At 70.4% G+C, this 17,144-nt stretch carries 15 protein-coding genes and 1 pseudogene; 4 read left to right on the top strand and 12 right to left on the bottom strand.

The window, feature by feature from the left end:
• Positions 1 to 3 precede the first annotated feature (3 nt).
• Positions 4 to 1,263: an MFS transporter gene (locus ACGFZN_RS21445; RefSeq protein ID WP_393860050.1), complete on the bottom strand. Its 1,260-nt coding sequence runs from the start codon at positions 1,261 to 1,263 to the stop codon at positions 4 to 6.
• Between the two features lie 94 nt (positions 1,264 to 1,357).
• Between ACGFZN_RS21445 and ACGFZN_RS21450 the strand changes: the two genes are divergently transcribed.
• The gene (locus ACGFZN_RS21450) at positions 1,358 to 2,374 is read left to right on the top strand and encodes a LacI family DNA-binding transcriptional regulator (RefSeq protein ID WP_393860051.1); all 1,017 of its coding nucleotides are present in this window, start codon (positions 1,358 to 1,360) and stop codon (positions 2,372 to 2,374) included.
• 91 nt (positions 2,375 to 2,465) lie between these two features.
• Here the strand turns inward: ACGFZN_RS21450 and prcA are convergent, their stop codons facing one another.
• The 6 genes from prcA to arc all read right to left on the bottom strand — a co-directional run bounded on the left by prcA (position 2,466) and on the right by arc (position 8,635).
• A complete protein-coding gene (gene prcA, locus ACGFZN_RS21455) occupies positions 2,466 to 3,218 on the bottom strand; it encodes a proteasome subunit alpha (RefSeq protein WP_393860052.1) in 753 nt (250 codons plus the stop codon).
• A 63-nt stretch (positions 3,219 to 3,281) separates the two neighbouring features.
• Positions 3,282 to 4,127, bottom strand: coding sequence for a proteasome subunit beta (gene prcB, locus ACGFZN_RS21460; protein ID WP_393860053.1), 846 nt, complete (start codon positions 4,125 to 4,127; stop codon positions 3,282 to 3,284).
• Positions 4,079 to 4,684: an endonuclease VII domain-containing protein gene (locus ACGFZN_RS21465; RefSeq protein WP_393860054.1), complete on the bottom strand. Its 606-nt coding sequence runs from the start codon at positions 4,682 to 4,684 to the stop codon at positions 4,079 to 4,081. Before ACGFZN_RS21465 ends, prcB begins: the two co-directional genes overlap by 49 nt.
• Positions 4,685 to 4,733: 49 nt before the next feature.
• Positions 4,734 to 4,952 carry a ubiquitin-like protein Pup gene (locus tag ACGFZN_RS21470; RefSeq protein WP_393860055.1) on the bottom strand — a complete coding sequence of 73 codons (219 nt, stop codon included), beginning with the start codon at positions 4,950 to 4,952 and terminating at the stop codon, positions 4,734 to 4,736.
• A gap of 172 nt (positions 4,953 to 5,124) precedes the next feature.
• The gene (dop, locus tag ACGFZN_RS21475; protein WP_393860056.1) at positions 5,125 to 6,636 is read right to left on the bottom strand and encodes a depupylase/deamidase Dop; all 1,512 of its coding nucleotides are present in this window, start codon (positions 6,634 to 6,636) and stop codon (positions 5,125 to 5,127) included.
• 232 nt (positions 6,637 to 6,868) lie between these two features.
• Positions 6,869 to 8,635, bottom strand: a complete 1,767-nt coding sequence (gene arc, locus ACGFZN_RS21480; RefSeq protein ID WP_393860057.1) for a proteasome ATPase — start codon at positions 8,633 to 8,635, stop codon at positions 6,869 to 6,871.
• Between the two features lie 528 nt (positions 8,636 to 9,163).
• On the opposite strand from arc, the gene ACGFZN_RS21485 reads away from it, so the two are divergent.
• Entirely contained in the window at positions 9,164 to 9,466 is a 303-nt protein-coding gene (locus ACGFZN_RS21485) for a ferredoxin (protein ID WP_393860058.1), read from the top strand.
• Between the two features lie 19 nt (positions 9,467 to 9,485).
• Here the strand turns inward: ACGFZN_RS21485 and ACGFZN_RS21490 are convergent, their stop codons facing one another.
• The 4 genes from ACGFZN_RS21490 to ACGFZN_RS21505 all read right to left on the bottom strand — a co-directional run bounded on the left by ACGFZN_RS21490 (position 9,486) and on the right by ACGFZN_RS21505 (position 13,247).
• Positions 9,486 to 10,067 carry a hypothetical protein gene (locus tag ACGFZN_RS21490; RefSeq protein ID WP_393860059.1) on the bottom strand — a complete coding sequence of 194 codons (582 nt, stop codon included), beginning with the start codon at positions 10,065 to 10,067 and terminating at the stop codon, positions 9,486 to 9,488.
• Positions 10,068 to 10,311: 244 nt separating this feature from the next.
• A complete protein-coding gene (locus ACGFZN_RS21495) occupies positions 10,312 to 11,214 on the bottom strand; it encodes a tRNA (adenine-N1)-methyltransferase (RefSeq protein WP_393860060.1) in 903 nt (300 codons plus the stop codon).
• A gap of 38 nt (positions 11,215 to 11,252) precedes the next feature.
• Positions 11,253 to 12,860, bottom strand: a complete 1,608-nt coding sequence (locus ACGFZN_RS21500) for a site-2 protease family protein (RefSeq protein WP_393860061.1) — start codon at positions 12,858 to 12,860, stop codon at positions 11,253 to 11,255.
• Positions 12,861 to 13,010: 150 nt separating this feature from the next.
• Positions 13,011 to 13,247 carry a hypothetical protein gene (locus ACGFZN_RS21505; protein WP_393860062.1) on the bottom strand — a complete coding sequence of 79 codons (237 nt, stop codon included), beginning with the start codon at positions 13,245 to 13,247 and terminating at the stop codon, positions 13,011 to 13,013.
• A 619-nt stretch (positions 13,248 to 13,866) separates the two neighbouring features.
• Here ACGFZN_RS21505 and ACGFZN_RS21510 point away from each other — a divergent pair.
• Both ACGFZN_RS21510 and ACGFZN_RS21515 read left to right on the top strand, forming a co-directional pair.
• Positions 13,867 to 14,685: pseudogene (locus ACGFZN_RS21510) on the top strand (RecB family exonuclease); the annotation flags it as partial.
• A 53-nt stretch (positions 14,686 to 14,738) separates the two neighbouring features.
• Positions 14,739 to 15,410 carry a response regulator gene (locus ACGFZN_RS21515; RefSeq protein ID WP_393860063.1) on the top strand — a complete coding sequence of 224 codons (672 nt, stop codon included), beginning with the start codon at positions 14,739 to 14,741 and terminating at the stop codon, positions 15,408 to 15,410.
• A gap of 88 nt (positions 15,411 to 15,498) precedes the next feature.
• Here the strand turns inward: ACGFZN_RS21515 and ACGFZN_RS21520 are convergent, their stop codons facing one another.
• Complete coding sequence (locus ACGFZN_RS21520; RefSeq protein ID WP_393860064.1) at positions 15,499 to 17,079, bottom strand: ABC transporter substrate-binding protein; 1,581 nt, start codon at positions 17,077 to 17,079, stop codon at positions 15,499 to 15,501.
• Positions 17,080 to 17,144 lie beyond the last annotated feature (65 nt).

Consider the following 17,144-nt stretch of genomic DNA (forward strand, 5'->3'; position numbering starts at 1 on the left):
ACATTACGCCCGATCCCCCGAGCTGAAACGGGGTTCGACAGCACGATTTGGATCATTTTCCGATGAAGACGCAACGACCCCGCCCCGCACCGGAGCTGTGAGGACCCGCCCCGTGGCCAGCAGCACCAGCAACGACACCGCTCCCGCCGCACCCGGAACCGCGAACCCCCACACCGTGCCACCCGCCTGGACCACCGGCCCCGCCACGCCCGTCCCCACCGACGCGCCCACCGTGAACGTCGTCACGAGCCACGAGAACGCCTCCGTCACCGTCCCGCTCGGCGCATGCCGGTCCACGATGATGAACGCGCAGGCGATGCACGGCGCCAGGAACACCCCGGAGAGCACCGACAGCAGCACCATGGGCACCGCCTGCGGCGTCAGCGTGAGCGGCAGGTAACACACCGCCAGAGACGCCACCAGCACCCGCAGTCGCCGCTCCGGCGAACCACCCCAGGCACGGGCTCCGTACACCGAGCCCCCCAGCAGCGCACCGAGCCCCAGCCCCGCCATCATCCAGCCGTACACCGCGTCACCACCGTGACCGTCGGCGTACGACACGGACGCCACCGTGATGGAACCCAGCGCGATCCCCACGAACAGAAAGGCGCCCAGCAGCGCCAGCAGGCCCGGCGACCGCAGCGCGCCCAGCCAGTGGGCCTCACGCGGCGCCGACCGCCACGCCCGCGAAGGCGGCGACACCACCACCGACAGCGCGCCCAGCACCCCCAGCAGGTTCAGCACCAGCAGCGCCGCGCGCTCGTCCCACACCGACACGCACAGCGTCACCAGCAGCGGCCCCACCGTGAACATGATCTCCTGCGCGATCGCGTCCAGGGCGTACGCCGTGTGGACCCGCTCCTCCCCGCGCAGCACCGACGGCCACAGCGCCCGCAGACCGCCCTCCAGCGGCGGCGTGAACAGACCCGCCGCCCCCACCGCCGCGTACGCCAGCGGCAGCGAGCCGGTGCCGCAGAAGGCGAACACCGCCATCGACCCGGCCGCCAGAACAGCCGCCGGCAACTGCACACGCGGCTGGCCGTGCAGATCCACCAGCCGGCCCAGCACCGGCTGACCGACCGCGTTGGCGACGCCGTAGACCGCCGCCAGAGCGCCCGCGAGGCTGTAGGTGCCCCCTTCCGCGCGCACGAACAGCACCAGCGCGATCGCAGCCGTCGCGTTCGGCAGCCGCCCCACCAGGGTGCCGGTCAGCAGCCGGAGCGCGTGCCGCGCCCGGAGTATCTCCAGATAGTCCGTGGCCATGTGCCGCCCTCCAGCGGAAGTTTTACGTATAACCCCCGCCGTCATACGTACCATGTGCCCAGTTCGCACGTCCACACGAAGAGGCAGGCCCCCGGTGGCACGCAGCAGCACCCGCCCGACCAGCCGCGACGTCGCCCAGGCGGCCGGAGTCTCCCAGGCCGCCGTCTCCCTCGTCCTCGGCGACAAATGGCGCGGCCGCGTCTCCGAAACCACCGCCGCCCGCGTCCGCGACGCCGCACGCGACCTCGGCTACCGCCCCAACCTCGCCGCCCGCAACCTCCGCCTCGGCCGCACCCGCACCGTCCTGCTCGTCGTCCCCGCCCTCACGACCGAGTTCTTCGCCGGCGTCTACACCGGCGCCGCCCGCGTCGCCGCCGACCACGGCTTCGGCGTCGTCCTCTACCCCTCCCCCGAAGGCATCGGCCCCGCCCGCGACCCCTTCGCCTCCGCACAGGCCGCCCTCGACGGCGTCATCGCCTCCTCCATGGCCGCCGACGCCCTCACCGCCATCCGCGGCGACCAGCTCCCCCTCGTCATGCTCGACAGCGACCCCCACGGCAGCCTCGGCGCCGCCACCGTCAACCTCGACATCACCGACGGCATCCGCCAGGTCACCGAGCACCTGACCGGACTCGGCCACCGCCGGATCCTGCACCTCGCCGCCGACGTACCCTCCTGGACCTTCGAGATCCGCGCCAGAGAACTGGCGACACGCATGGCGGCCCTACCCGGCGCACACTTCCGGACCGCCCGCGCCCCGATCTCCATCGAAGGCGCCCTCACCGCCACCGAGACCGCGCTCACCGCACCCGGCCCCCGCCCCACCGCCATCGTCTGCGACGACGACAAACTCGCCGCCGGCGCCTACAAGGCCATCCGCCGCCTCGGCCTGCGCATCCCCGACGACATCTCCGTCACCGGCGTCGACGACCTCGGCCTCGCCACCGCCATCGACCCCGAACTGACCACCATACGACTCGACGCCGAACGCTTCGGCGAACGCGGCATGCACGCCCTCCTCGCCGTCCTGGACGGCCGCCGGCCCGACAGCGGCGACATCCCGGTCCAGCTCGTCGTCCGCGGCTCCACCGCCCCACCACCGGCCCTCTAGAGCCTGCCCGAGACCCCCGCGGCCCCGAACGCCGTGTGCCCCGGCCGAGACCCGGCCGGGGCACACACGAGCAGACGATCGAGCGACGGCGTCACTCCTCCTCGGAACCGTCCTCCTCGGCACTCTCCGCCTCCGTGGCCGCGCCGTCCGCCGCCAGCAGACGCGACAGCTGACGCCCCACGATCCGCTTGAACTTGCGGCGCTGCGGACGCGTACGGTCCAGCACCGCCACCTCCAGACGCTCCGCGGGAATCTCCCGCTCGCTGCCATTGGTGTCACGCGACAGCGCCTGCACCGCCAGCTTCAGCGCCTCCGCCAGGCTCATGCCGTCGCGATGCCGCTGATCGAGGAAACCGCTGATCTGCTCCGCATTGCCGCCCACCGCGACCGAACCGTGCTCGTCCACGATCGAACCGTCATGCGGCAGCCGGTAGATCTGGTCACCCGCCGGCGTCTCCCCCACCTCGGCCACGACCAGCTCCACCTCGTACGGCTTCTCGGCCGCCGAGGAGAAGATCGTGCCCAGCGTCTGGGCGTACACGTTCGCCAGACCACGGGCGGTCACATCGTCACGGTCATAGGTATAACCCCGCAGATCGGCATACCGCACACCACCGATCCGCAGATTCTCGTACTCGTTGTACTTGCCGGCGGCCGCGAAACCGATCCGGTCATAGATCTCGCTGAACTTGTGCAGCGCACGGGACGGGTTCTCACCGACGAACACAATGCCGTCGGCGTACTGCAGCACGACCAGGCTCCGGCCACGCGCGATGCCCTTGCGGGCGTACTCCGCCCGGTCGGCCATGGCCTGCTGAGGTGAGACATAGAACGGCGTCGACACCGGTTATCCGTCCCTTTCTGTCATGGTCACTGGATCACCTTCGAAAACAACCGGGGCCCGCCGTCAGAGCAGGGCCGCCTTCGGGCCGTCCGGCTCCTCCAGCCGCCGCTGCAGCACCGCACGGGCGATCCCGGAGGACTCCTCCTCCGTCAGCCGGCGGAAACCGTCCTCGGTGATCACGGTGATGATCGGGTAGATCCGGCGGGCGACATCGGGACCACCGGTCGCCGAGTCGTCGTCAGCCGCGTCATACAGAGCCTGCACCACCAGCGTGGTCGCCTGCTCCTCGGTCAGATCGTCACGGAACAGCTTCTTCATCGCACCGCGCGCGAAGATCGAACCCGAACCCGTCGCCGCGAAGTTCTGCTCCTCCGAGCGGCCACCCGTCACGTCGTACGAGAAGATCCGACCCTTCTCCCGGTCCAGGTCATAACCGGCGAACAGCGGCACAACGGCCAGGCCCTGCATCGCCATGCCCAGATTGGACCGGATCATCGTCGACAGCCGGTTCGCCTTGCCCTCCAGCGACAGCTGGGCGCCCTCGACCTTCTCGAAGTGCTCCAGCTCCAGCTGGAAGAGCTTGACCATCTCCACCGCCAGACCGGCGGTGCCGGCGATGCCGACGGCCGAGTACTCGTCCGCCGGGAACACCTTCTCGATGTCCCGCTGAGCGATCACATTGCCCATGGTGGCCCGGCGGTCACCGGCCAGCACGACGCCCCCCGGGAAGGTCACGGCGACGATCGTCGTCCCGTGCGGCGCCTCGATCACCCCCTGCGTGGGCGGCAGCTGCCGGTTGCCGGGCAGCAGCTCGGGCTGGTGCTCGGAGAGGAAGTCCATGAAGGAGGAGGACCCTGGCGTCAGGAAGGCAGCTGGTAGACGCCCGGTGCTACGAGTGTTGGCTTCCACGCGTTTCCTTCCACGTATGCAGCAGCCCGCCTTATGACCTCGGGCTGATCCTTGAACTGCCCCAGTGCAGCGTTGCAGCTGAAGCACAGTACGCCACGGACCCTACCCGTCTCATGGCAGTGATCCACATGTGCGGGTGGGGCCGCAAGACATATGCAGCACACGCCCCCTTGGGAGGCGATCAACCGGTCGCGCTCGGCTTCGGTCAGGCCGTACTGACGCTTCAGATGGCCCTGCCGCCCCAGAGCGGCCCGGCACGCCTTGCAGCGCGTCGACAGGCCCTCGGAAGCAGTCGCGTTGCGGTGCCACTCGCTGTGCGGTTCGACCTCCCCGCACATCCGGCAGAGCTTGTGCCCTTCGGGCACGGCCACCTTCTCGCGGACCGTCTTCCCTTCGGCCTCCCGGCGGCGCCGGTAGTGCGCGGCGCTGTACTGCGCCACGCACTCCCGGCAATGCACCTGGAGGCCGTCCCGCCGATTCCTGTCCCGAGCGAAGGCCGCAAGAGGCAACGCGCGCCCGCACTTCCGGCACTCCTTCGCGTTCGGCTCCTCAGCCACCGACTCCCCCCGCTACCTTCACTTCGAAGGCAATGTGGCCGCTTAGCCTTTACTCGCCACCTTTTTGCACGAAGGACCGCACGAAATCCTCGGCGTTTTCCTCGAGTACGTCGTCGATTTCATCCAGGACGGAGTCCACGTCGTCGCTCAGCTTCTCGTGACGCTCCTTGAGGTCCTCCGAAGCCTGCGCTTCCTGTGTCTGCTCCTCGACCTCTTCGGTCGCGCGCGTGGCCTTCTGCTGGCCGCCGCCGGTGTCCTTGGTTGCCATAACCCTCACCCCGCTCAGTTCGCCTGCCGATCGGTGATGATCAGACCCTACAAGCCGGGTCCGACATCGGCCCCGCAGTTTCTCCAACGTACGGGGGCCATCTCGATGATTCCCGGGCGGCAGGATTTCCACCCTGTCCGCCCGGGCCGCACCGAGTACCCCCCTGGCCCGCTCACCCGCCGGACAGGACCCTGACCAGGTCTTCCGCGGTGCGGCAGCGGTCCAGCAGCTCCTTGACGTGATTTCGCGTTCCGCGTAGCGGCTCCAGGGTTGGGACGCGCTGGAGCGAGTCCCGGCCGGGGAGGTCGAAGATGACCGAGTCCCAGCTCGCCGCCGCGACGTCGTCGGCGTACTGCTCCAGGCAGCGGCCGCGGAAGTAGGCCCGGGTGTCCTCCGGCGGCTTCCTCATGGCCCGCTCGACGTCCGCCTCGTCCAGGAGCCGCTTCATGCGGCCGCGGGCGGCGAGGCGGTTGTAGAGGCCCTTCTCGGGGCGTACGTCGGCGTACTGCAGGTCGACGAGGTGGAGCCGGGCGGCGTCCCAGTCGAGGTTGTCGCGGCGGCGGTAGCCCTCCATGAGTTCCCGTTTGGCGACCCAGTCGAGCTCGCCGGCGAGGCTCATGGGGTCGTTCTCGAGCCGGGTGAGGGTGTCCTCCCAGCGGCTGAGGATGTCCTTGGTCTGTTCGTCGGCGTCCTCGCCGTAGCGTTCCTCGACGTATTTGCGGGACAGCTCGTAGTACTCCATCTGGAGCTGTACCGCGGTCAGGGTGCGTCCGCTGCGGAGGGTGACCAGTCGTTTGAGCGACGGGTCGTGGGAGACCTGGTGCAGGGTGCGCACGGGCTGGTCGACGGCGAGGTCGACGGCGATGAAGCCGTCCTCGATCATGGACAGGACCAGGCTGGTCGTGCCCAGCTTGAGGTAGGTGGAGATCTCGGAGAGGTTCGCGTCGCCGATGATCACATGCAGGCGGCGGTACTTCTCGGCGTCGGCGTGGGGTTCGTCGCGGGTGTTGATGATGGGCCGTTTGAGGGTGGTCTCGAGGCCGACCTCGACTTCGAAGTAGTCGGCGCGCTGGCTGAGCTGGAAGCCGTGTTCGTGGCCGTCCTGGCCGATGCCGACGCGTCCGGCGCCGGCGAAGACCTGGCGGGAGACGAAGAAGGGGGTCAGGTGGCGCACGATGTCCGAGAAGGGGGTCTCCCGCTTCATCAGGTAGTTCTCGTGCGTGCCGTAGCTGGCGCCCTTGTTGTCGGTGTTGTTCTTGTAGAGGTGGATGGGCTGGGCGCCGGGGAGCTGGGCGGCGCGTTCGGCGGCCTCGGCCATGATGCGTTCGCCGGCCTTGTCCCAGAGGACGGCGTCGCGGGGGTTGGTGACCTCGGGGGCGCTGTATTCGGGGTGGGCGTGGTCGACGTAGAGCCGTGCTCCGTTGGTCAGGATGACGTTGGCGAGGCCGATGTCCTCGTCGGTGAGCTGGCTGGAGTCGGCGGCCTCCCGGGCGAGGTCGAAGCCTCGGGCGTCGCGTAGCGGGTTCTCCTCCTCGAAGTCCCAGCGGGCCCGGCGGGCCCGGTGCATCGCCGCCGCGTAGGCGTTGACGATCTGGGACGAGGTGAGCATGGCATTGGCGTTGGGGTGGCCGGGGACGGAGATCCCGTACTCCGTCTCGATGCCCATTACTCGCCGTACGGTCATGCGGCCCTCCTTGCCCGGCGGCACCCTCGGTCGTGGGCGCCGCTCACGTACCGCTGGCGCTCCGGTGCGTGTGCGGTGCCCGTCCCCGCACTGCGCGACTCGGCGGTAGGAACGAGCCTAGAACGCCTTTGCGCTGGTGGGGAGATCATTTGCGTCATTGCCTGCTCCGGTCGTGGCCAGAAAAACAGTCGGCTGCGGGTACCCGGTGAGGGCACCCGCAGCCGCCCTGCCGTTACAGGTACTGACCGGTGTTCGCCACCGTGTCGATGGAGCGTCCGGTGTCCGCGCCCTGCTTTCCGGTGATGAGCGTGCGGATGTAGACGATCCGTTCGCCCTTCTTTCCGGAGATGCGGGCCCAGTCGTCGGGGTTGGTGGTGTTGGGCAGGTCTTCGTTCTCCTTGAACTCGTCCACGCAGGCCTGGAGGAGGTGGGAGACGCGGAGGCCCTTCTGGCTCTTCTCGAGGAAGTCCTTGATCGCCATCTTCTTGGCGCGGCCGACGATGTTCTCGATCATGGCGCCGGAGTTGAAGTCCTTGAAGTAGAGGACTTCCTTGTCGCCGTTGGCGTAGGTGACTTCCAGGAAGCGGTTCTCCTCGGATTCGGCGTACATCTGCTCGACCGCGGTCTGGATCATGCCCTGGACCGTGGCGCTCTTGTCTCCGCCGTGTTCCGCGAGGTCGTCGGCGTGCAGCGGGAGGCGTTCGGTGAGGTACTTGCCGAAGATGTCCTTGGCGGCCTCGGCGTCCGGACGCTCGATCTTGATCTTCACGTCCAGCCGGCCAGGGCGCAGGATGGCGGGGTCGATCATGTCCTCGCGGTTGGAGGCGCCGATGACGACCACGTTCTGCAGGCCTTCCACGCCGTCGATCTCGGCGAGCAGCTGCGGGACGATGGTGTTCTCCACGTCCGAGCTGACGCCGGAGCCGCGGGTGCGGAAGAGGGACTCCATCTCGTCGAAGAAGACGATGACGGGTGTGCCCTCGCTGGCCTTCTCGCGGGCACGCTGGAAGACGAGGCGGATCTGCCGCTCGGTCTCGCCGACGTACTTGTTGAGCAGCTCGGGGCCCTTGATGTTGAGGAAGAAGCTCTTGCCTGCGGCCTGGCCGGTGACCTCGGCGACCTTCTTGGCCAGCGAGTTCGCGACGGCTTTGGCGATGAGTGTCTTGCCGCAGCCGGGGGGGCCGTAGAGCAGGACGCCCTTGGGCGGGCGCAGCTCGTGCTCCTTGAACAGGTCGGGGTAGAGGTACGGCAGCTCGACCGCGTCCCGGATGGCCTCGATCTGGTTGCCGAGGCCGCCGATCTGGTCGTAGCCGATGTCGGGGACCTCTTCGAGGACCAGTTCCTCGACCTCGCTCTTGGGGACGACCTCGTAGACGTACCCCGAGCGGGGTTCGAGCAGGAGGGCGTCGCCGGCGCGGATGGTGGTGCCGAGCAGGGGTTCGGCGAGGCGTACGACGCGCTCTTCGTCGGTGTGTCCGAGTACGAGGGCGCGCTCGCCGTCCTCGAGGATCTCCTTGAGGGTGACGATGTCACCGACGCGCTCGAACTCCATGGCCTCGACCACGTTGAGCGCTTCGTTGAGCATGACTTCCTGGCCGCGCCGCAGGTCGTCGAGGTCGACGCTGGGGCTGACGTTCACCCGGAGTTTGCGGCCGCCGGTGAAGATGTCGGCGGTGCCGTCTTCGTTGGCTTGCAGGAAGACGCCGAAGCCGGCCGGCGGCTGGGCGAGCCGGTCCACCTCTTCCTTGAGGGCCACGATCTGGTCGCGGGCCTCGCGGAGGGTGTTGGCCAGCCGTTCGTTCTGGGCGGACACGCCGGCCAGGTTGGTCTGCAGCTCGACGATCCGCTCTTCGAGAATCCTCGTGTGTCGCGGAGAGTCGGCGAGCTTGCGTCGCAGGACGGCGATCTCCTGCTCAAGGTAGGCGATCTGCCCGGCCGGGTCGTCGGACCCTCGTCCCGGGCGGATGCCGCGGTTCATGTCGTCGTCGTGGGCTGCCACGGTCCTCACCTCCTCCAAGGGGAGCTGGACGCTTCCAGACCCTACCTGGGTGGGTGTCGATTGAAACCCCTAGATCACAAAGACTGTCAAGGTGTGTCGTCGGTCACCCGTTGCGCTCTCCCTCGCACGGAGGGGATACCCACTCAACGTGATGTGGAAGCAGCTTGTTCCGGGCATCGCGTGGTCAAAATCCTTCGGTAGTGGCCGGAGTTGTCCGTTCCGGGCGGGTGGTTGTGGTAACGGGTGGCCGGTGGGCGCTCTGTGTGCATCACGCAGAGCGACGGTCCGGGCGGTGGGTGTCACGTGCGGCCGCGGCTTGAACCGGTCGGGTGCCGTGGCCGGGGGCGGGTCGGTGCGTCCTGGATCGGCGCTGGTACCCGGGCGGGCGGGGGTGGAAACCACCGGTGCCGGTGGGGCGTGCGCGGCTGGTGGGCGGAGGTAGGGTCGGGGGTGTTCAACAGCCGCTGGTGCGGACCCGGCTGGCCCTGGTGGTGCCGGATCCGTGCGGTGTTCTCGACGGCAGGAGAGGTGACCGTGCAGCAGGAGGCCCCGGGCGGGGAGGCGCTGGAGGTCTGGATCGACCAGGATCTGTGTACCGGCGACGGGATCTGCGCCCAGTACGCCCCGGAGGTGTTCGAGCTGGACATCGACGGGCTGGCCTATGTGAAGGGCGCGGGCGAGGAGCTGTTGCAGGCTCCGGGTGCGACGGCGCCGGTGCCGCTGCCGTTGCTGGCGGATGTGGTGGACTCGGCGCGGGAGTGTCCCGGCGAGTGCATTCATGTGCGGCGGGTTTCGGACAGCGTCGAGGTGTACGGGCCCGACGCGGAGTGAGTCCGGGCCGGGCCCTGTTTCAGACGCTGTGGGTGCCGGCGGGTGTGGTGCGCAGGAACGCGGTGCCGTTCCAGTGCCAGGCGGTCGGGGTCTTCAGGTCGGGGCAGCAGTTGGGGACGGCGTCGGAGGAGTAGCCGAGGAGGGTGGCGGAGACGGTGCCCGCGCGCAGCGAGAAGTCGGTGACGGTGAACCGGTCCTTGGGGTCGACGAGGGTGGCGACGATGCGGGGTGCGGTTCTGTCGGCGGAGCGGGTGAGGACGTAGACGCCGTCGGGCGGGGTGCCCATGGTGGCGTCGCAGTGGACGACGGCGACGGTTTCCGGTCTGCCGTCGCCGTCGAGGTCTCCGGTGGCTTTCTTGACGACCACGGCTTTGGTGGGTCCGCACTGCAGCGGGAAGTGGACGCCGGCGGTGCCGGGCGGTGCGGCGGCCGCGGGGGCGGTGCTGGGGTGGACGTCGGTGTGGGTCTGGGCGGCTGTGGCCGATCCGGGCTGGACGACGGAGGACAGGGCGACGACGCCGGCGACGGCCGTGGCGGTGGCGACCCAGTGGATGGGCCGCGTCTGCGCGTGGGCGAGCTCCGGAACGGCGGATTGCTGCACGAGGAGTGTCTCCTGTGAGGGCTGTGCCGGTGGGGGTGGCCAGCATGGTGCCACACGTCACAGTGCGGGGGAACGGCGGGGTCGGAGGATTCCCGCAGGCGGGGCCCCGCGCGGGGGGCGGGGGTTGGGCCGTGGGGGGCGGGGGTCCTGGTGCCGTGTCAACGCGCGGGCGCCGTGCCGGAGTTCCCACCGGGGTGGGGGAACTGCGGCACGGCGCCTGTGCGTTGTGCTGTGTGCGGGTGGGTCAGCGGCCGGTGCCGCCGTCGGCGTTGGGGCCGGCGTAGTCCTCGCCGTAGGCGCCCTTGGCCGGGCGTCGCCGGCGCATGGGGGGCTCGACGCCGTCGGCGAGGCGGCGGGCGGTGAGCAGGAAGCCGGTGTGGCCGATCATCCGGTGGTCGGGGCGGACGGCCAGGCCCTCGATGTGCCAGTTGCGGATCATGGTCTCCCAGGCGGTCGGCTCGTTGAAGCAGCCGATCTCCCGGATGGATTCCACGGTCCGGGCGAGCTGGGTGGTGGTGGCCACGTAGCAGCAGAGGATGCCGCCGGGGACGAGTGCCTTGGAGACGGCGTCCAGGCATTCCCAGGGGGCGAGCATGTCGAGGATGACGCGGTCGACGTCGGTGTCGGACAGGTTGTCCTGGAGGTCGCCGACGGTGAGCTGCCAGGCGGGGTGGGGGCCGCCGAAGTAGCGCTCCACGTTCTGCTTGGCGATCTCGGCGAAGTCCTCGCGGCGCTCGTAGGAGTGCAGCATGCCCTGGTCGCCGATGGCGCGCAGCAGGAAGCTGCTGAGCGAGCCGGAGCCGACGCCGGCCTCCACGACGCGCGCGCCGGGGAAGATGTCGGCGAAGGCGAGGATCTGCCCCGCGTCCTTGGGGTAGACGACGGCTGCCCCGCGGGGCATGGACAGGACGTAGTCGGGGAGCAGGGGGCGCAGCGCGAGGTAGGCGACGTTGCCGGTGGTGCGGACAACGCTGCCCTCGGGAGCGCCGATCAGTTCGTCGTGCGGGAAGGAACCCTTGTGGGTGTGGAAGTTCTTCCCGGCTTCGAGCGTGAACGTGTAGTGGCGGCCCTTGGGGTCGGTCAGCTGTACCTGGTCCCCGACCTTGAAGGGCCCGCGCCTGCGGGCGGCACCGGTCGGTTCGGACATGTGACCAGACTACCGGCAGCGGGGCGGTCCACCGACCACTAGCTGGGTCGGGCCATGGCCTTCACGAAGGCGCGCTCGACGTCTGCCGCCGACAGGACGCCGTAGATCTCGCCGGTCTCCTCGACGACGAGGTATTCGGTGGCGGGGGTGGCCCGCAGGACGTCGAGGAGTTCTTCTCCGGCGAGTTCCGCGGAGACGCGCATGCCCTCGGTGAGGTCCTGGGCGAGGCCGCTGACGGCGACCCAGGGGCGGCGGTGTTCGGGTACGCCGACGATGGCGGACTCGCGGACCAGGGAGACGGGGCTGCCGTGGGCGTCGACGACGACCAGGGCGCGGGCGCCGGCCGCGTTGGCCCGGCGCAGGGCCTCGGAGAGCGGGGTGTCGGTCTCCACGGGTACGGCGCGCCGGGTGAGGGTGCGGGCGCGCAGCTCGGGGAGGTGTTCGCGCAGGCGGGCCATGCGCAGGCTGTTGCCGGCGCCGGTCCAGATGATGGCGGCGAGGATGGCGGCGAGCAGGGCGTCGGTGACGGTGTCCATGCCGCCGGTGTCCGTGTTGCCGCCGCCGAGGGCGCCGGACTGGTTGAGCAGGGGCAGGCCGATGAGGACGGTGACGGCGAGGGCGCGGCCGACCCAGGCGGCGGCGACGGTGCCGCTCATGGGCCTGCCGGTGATCTTCCAGACGACGGCGCGGAGCATGCGGCCGCCGTCGAGGGGCAGGCCGGGCAGGAGGTTGAAGACCGCGACGATGAGGTTGGAGATCATCAGGCCGGCGAGCAGGACGCCGGGTACGGTGCCGGGCTCGACGGGTTTCATGGCGAGGTAGAACAGGCCGGCCAGGACGAGGGAGAGCAGGGGGCCGACGAAGGCGAGGACGAACTCGCGGCCGGGGGTCTCGGCTTCCTTCTCGATCTCCGAGACGCCGCCGAAGAACTGGAGCTGGATGCGGCGGACCGGGAGTTTGAAGCGGATCGCGGCGACGGTGTGGGCCAGCTCGTGGACCAGGACGGAGGCGTAGAAGGCGACGGCGAAGAACAGGGAGACGAGGTAGCGGGCGGCGCCCAGTTCGGGGAGCACGCGGTCGAGCTGGCCGCCGAAGACCCAGGTGATCAGTGCGGCGACGAGGAACCAGCTGGGGGCGACGTACACGGGCACGCCGAAGGGCCGTCCCATGAGGATGCCGCCGCCGGGTTCCTTGGGCCGCGGCTGCGGCGGCTCGCCCTTGGCGATCCCGGAGTGGGCGAGGGACCGGTGCTCGTGCTGCTCGTCTCGCGGGGCGCCGGGGGCGTGGTCCGGTCGGGAGGGAGTGCCGGGGGGCTGGGGGCGGCCGGCGTGCCCCTCGGCGCCCGCGGCATCGCCGGCGCCGCCGGTGCCGGGCTGGGCTGCGGCGTCCTCGCCGGCGGCGTCGGTACGGTCCTCGCTGCGGTCAGTGTCCGAGCCGGTGTCCGAACGAGGGCCGGCCGTGTCCTCCCCGGGCTCGGCGGGCCGGCGAGAGGGCGGGGTGTCGTCCGTCTCGGCCCGGTGGTGGTCCGTGGGGGGCTGGGGCTCCGGGACGGTGGGGTCGGTCGTCGGGGCCGTCGGACCCGCGGGGTGCTCGGCCGGCTTGTCGTTGCCGGACCGCGGCTGCCCGCTCCCGCCGCTCACGTCCACGGTGTCCCCTCGTTCGAAGCGTCTTCCGTACCTGCGGAACGGAAGGGTCTGTGGTCGATGGTATGCGGCCGTGGCGAGGTGTTCTGCCCCGGCACCCCTAGTGTTTGCCCCGTGGCCGCACGGTCGAACACGGCGGCGGCTGGGTCACTGTCAGTGGCGGGCCGTAAGGTCTGTGGTCATGGACAGCAGCATCGAGGACACGGGGGCCCGGTCGGACGGCGCCGGGCGGACGGACCCGGACGGAGCGCCGCGGCCGACGCCCGCGCCGGCTCCGGTGCCGGGACCCTCGACGGCTGCGGCGACGCCCGAGCGTGCCTCGGCGACGACCACGGGGACGGCGGCCCCGGACCCGGCGACGACCACCGACCCGGACCGGGGGACGACCACAGGAACCGCCGACCCCGATCCCGCGACGACCACCGACCCAGACCCGGGGACGGCCACAGGAACCGCCCAGCCGGACTCCGTGACGACCGCAGGAACCGCTCAGCCGCATCCCGCGACGACCACGGGGGAGCCTGAGCCCGGCTCGGTGACGGCGACAGCAGCCCCTGCACCCGGCTCGGCGACGCCCGCAACGCGCCCCGTCCCCGGCTCGGCCACGTCCACAGCGGCCCCTGCCCCCCGCTCGGCCACGGCCACAAGGCCCCCTGAGTCGAGCTCGACCACATCCACAGCGGACCCTGCTTCCGGCTCGACCACGGCCACAAGGCCCCCTGAGTCCGGCCCGACCACAGCCGCAGAGACTCCTGTCCCCCGCTCGACCACTGCCACAAGGCCCTCTGAGTCGGGCCCGACCACAGCTACAGCGGCGGCGACCCCCCGCTCGACCACCGCCCCAGCCACGGCGCCCCCCGGTCCGGCCACGAGTTCAGCGACCCCTGCCCCCCGCTCGACCACCGCCCCAGCCGCGGCGGCCCATGGCGGCCCGGGCGCGTCCACGAGCACGGCGTCCCCTGCCCCCGGCTCGGTCGACCCGGTCCCGGCGGACGCCGGGGGCGGGCGGGTGGCTGTTGCGCCGACGTCCTTGTCCCCGTCGCGGGCGAGCGATTTCATGCAGTGCCCGCTGTTGTACCGGTTCCGGGTGATCGACCGGCTGCCGGAGAAGCCGAGCGCGGCGGCGACCCGGGGCACGCTGGTGCACGCGGTGCTGGAGCGGCTGTTCGACGCGCCGGCGGCGGAGCGGACCGCGCCGCGGGCGAAGGCGCTGATCCCGGGGCAGTGGGACCGGCTGCGGGAGAGCAGGCCGGAGGTGACGGAGCTGTTCGCCGACGATCCGGACGGCGAGCGGCTGGCCGGGTGGCTGGCGGAAGCCGAGCGGCTGGTCGAGCGCTGGTTCACGCTGGAGGATCCGACCCGGCTGGAGCCGGCCGAGCGGGAGCTGTTCGTCGAGGCCGAGCTGGAGTCGGGGCTGCGGCTGCGCGGGATCATCGACCGGGTGGACGTGGCGCCGACCGGTGAGGTCCGGATCGTCGACTACAAGACGGGCAAGGCGCCGCGGCCGGAGTACTCCGAGGGCGCGCTGTTCCAGATGAAGTTCTACGCCCTGGTGGTGTGGCGGCTGAAGCGGGTGGTGCCGCGGCGGCTGCAGCTGGTGTATCTGGGCAGCGGGGACGTGGTGACGTACGACCCGGTGCTCGCCGATCTGGAGCGGGTGGAGCGCAAGCTGCACGCGCTGTGGGACGCGATCCGGCAGGCCACGGAGACCGGGGAGTGGCGGCCGCGGCCGACCAAGTTGTGCGGCTGGTGCGACCACCAGGCGCACTGCCCGGAGTTCGGTGGCACTCCCCCGCCGTATCCGCTGCCGGTGGCCGGGACCGGGTGAACCGGAAAACCCGGGCAGGGCAGAATGGGCCGCGACTAGCGAAGGAGTGTCACGTGGCCATCCGTGTCCTACTGGTCGACGACCAGCCCCTGCTGCGTACGGGTTTCCGGATGATCCTGGAGGCGGAGCAGGACATCGCGGTCGTGGGCGAGGCCGGTGACGGTCTGCAGGCTCTCGACCAGGTGCGGGCCCTGCAGCCGGACGTGGTGCTGATGGACATCCGTATGCCGCGGATGGACGGGGTGGAGGCGACCCGGCAGATCACCGGGCCGGGCCGGGACGGTCCGGCGAAGGTGCTGGTGCTGACGACGTTCGATCTGGACGAGTATGTGGTGGAGGCGCTGCGCGCCGGGGCGAGCGGTTTCCTGCTGAAGGACGCGCCGGCGAACGAGCTGGTGCAGGCGATCCGGGTGGTGGCGGCCGGTGAGGCGATGCTGGCGCCGAGCATCACGCGCCGGCTGCTGGACAAGTACGCCGGGCATCTGCCATCCGGCGAGGACCCGGTGCCGGACACGCTGAACACCCTCACCGACCGTGAGGTGGAGGTGCTGAAGCTGGTGGCGCGCGGGCTGTCGAACGCGGAGATCGCGGCGGATCTGTTCGTCAGCGAGACGACGGTGAAGACGCACGTGGGGCATGTGCTGACCAAGCTGGGCCTGCGGGACCGGGTGCAGGCGGCGGTGTACGCGTACGAGAGCGGTCTGGTGCGCCCCGGCGCGCAGTAGTGGTACGACGGCGAAGGGCGCCCCTCCCGCGTGGAGAAGGGCGCCCTCGGTGTCTGCGGCGCCGGCGGTGCCGTGGCGCGGGCGGGTGTCAGCTCTTGCTGAGTTCCCAGAACCGGAACACGGTGGAGGCGTCCAGGCAGTACTCCAGGCCGTAGACGCCGTCGTGGACGACGGCGTACTGCTTGGCCTGCCAGACGGGCAGCACGGGCAGGTCGGTGGCGACGATGTCCTGCAGCCGCGCGAAGTCCTTGTCGGTGGCGGCGCGGTCGCTCTGCGCGGCGGTGTCGGGCATGAGGCTGCCGGTGATGGTGGCGTTGCCGTAGTGGTTGTCCAGCACGTTGCCCTTGCCGAAGAACGGCGCGGTGAAGTTGTCGGGGTCCGGGTAGTCGGGCACCCAGCCCTTGACGTACACGCCGTACTTGCCGGCGGCGACGTCCTTCTCGTACTGGTCGAAGGGGACGGACTTGACGTCGGCGTCGAACAGGCCGCTGGCGTTGAGCTGGCCGGCGATGGCCTCGAGTTCCTCGTCGGTGGCGGGGCCGTAACGGGACGGCGTGGACCAGAGGGTGAGCCTGACCTTGCCGGTGATGCCGGCGGCGCGCAGGGCGGCGGCGGCCTTGGCCCGGGAGGGGCGGGCGCCGTAGGTGTCGAAGAAGGCCGTGTTGTGGCCGGTGATGCCCGCGGGGATGATCGAGTACAGCGGGGTGGCGGTGCCCTGGTAGACGTTCTTGATGAGGGCGTCGCGGTCGACGAGGTAGGCCATGGCCTTGCGGACGCCGAGCTTTCCGGCGACCGGGTCCTTCATGTTGAAGACCAGGTGCTGGACTTCGGCGCTGGTGCCCTCGATGACGTCGAGGCCCTTGTCGCCGCCCTGGTTCTCGATGCCGGCGATGTCGGAGGCGGTGAGGCCTCGGTAGGCGATGTCCACGTCGCCGCCGAGGAGCGCCTTCTTCAGGGCGGCGCGGTCGCCGTGGAAGAACTTCAGGGTGACGCCGGAGTTCTTGACCTTGGCGGTGCCCTTGTAGTTGGGGTTGACGGAGAAGACGGCCTGGTCCTTGTCGAAGGAGTCCAGCTTGTAGGGGCCGGAGCCGATGGCCTTGTGGTCGGTGCGCAGGCTGTTCGCGGCGTACTGGCGGTGGTCGACGATGGAGCCGGCGCCGGAGGCTATCTTGCTGGGGAAGGTGGCGTCGGAGGTCTTCAGGTGGAAGACGACCGTCCTGGCGTCCGGGGTGTCGACGCTGCCGAGCATCGGGAACATGATCGCGGGCCCGGAGGGGTCGTTGATCTTCAGCATGCGGTCGAAGGAGAACTTCACGTCCTTCGAGGTGAGCGGGTCGCCGTTGCTGAACTTCAGGCCGTCCTTGAGCGTGCACCGGTAGACGGTGGCCCGGGAGTCGGTGAAGGTGCACCCGCTGGCCAGTTCCGGCTGCGGCTCGGTCCCGCCCTTGGGGAAGCTGAGGAGCGACTGGAAGACGTTGTCGAACAACAGCCAGGAGCCCGGGTCGTAGCCGGAGGCGGGGTCCGTGGCGAGGACGTCGTCGGACATCCCCATCACCACGGAGGAGCCGGTGCCCCCGGAGTCACCGCTCCCGGAGCCGCAGGCGGTCAACAGGCCGGAGGCCAGTACCGCCACGGCGGGCAGGACTGGCCACTGGTTGCGCATATTCACTTGCTGTGCCTTGTCGTCGGTTCGTCACCCCCGGGGCCGCCGTCCTGGCCCCGGGGAGTCCGGGC

This window comes from Streptomyces sp. NPDC048192 (genome assembly GCF_043202415.1).
GTDB lineage: Bacteria > Actinomycetota > Actinomycetes > Streptomycetales > Streptomycetaceae > Streptomyces.

What these genes read in the sequence shown, in the direction of transcription:
- ACGFZN_RS21445 (WP_393860050.1), bottom strand. Translation starts at nt 1,263, where the DNA reads ATGGCCACGGACTATCTGGAGATACTCCGGGCGCGGCACGCGCTCCGG.
- ACGFZN_RS21495 (WP_393860060.1), bottom strand. Translation starts at nt 11,214, where the DNA reads ATGTCCGAACCGACCGGTGCCGCCCGCAGGCGCGGGCCCTTCAAGGTC.
- dop (WP_393860056.1), bottom strand. Translation starts at nt 6,636, where the DNA reads ATGACCGTACGGCGAGTAATGGGCATCGAGACGGAGTACGGGATCTCC.
- ACGFZN_RS21470 (WP_393860055.1), bottom strand. Translation starts at nt 4,952, where the DNA reads ATGGCAACCAAGGACACCGGCGGCGGCCAGCAGAAGGCCACGCGCGCG.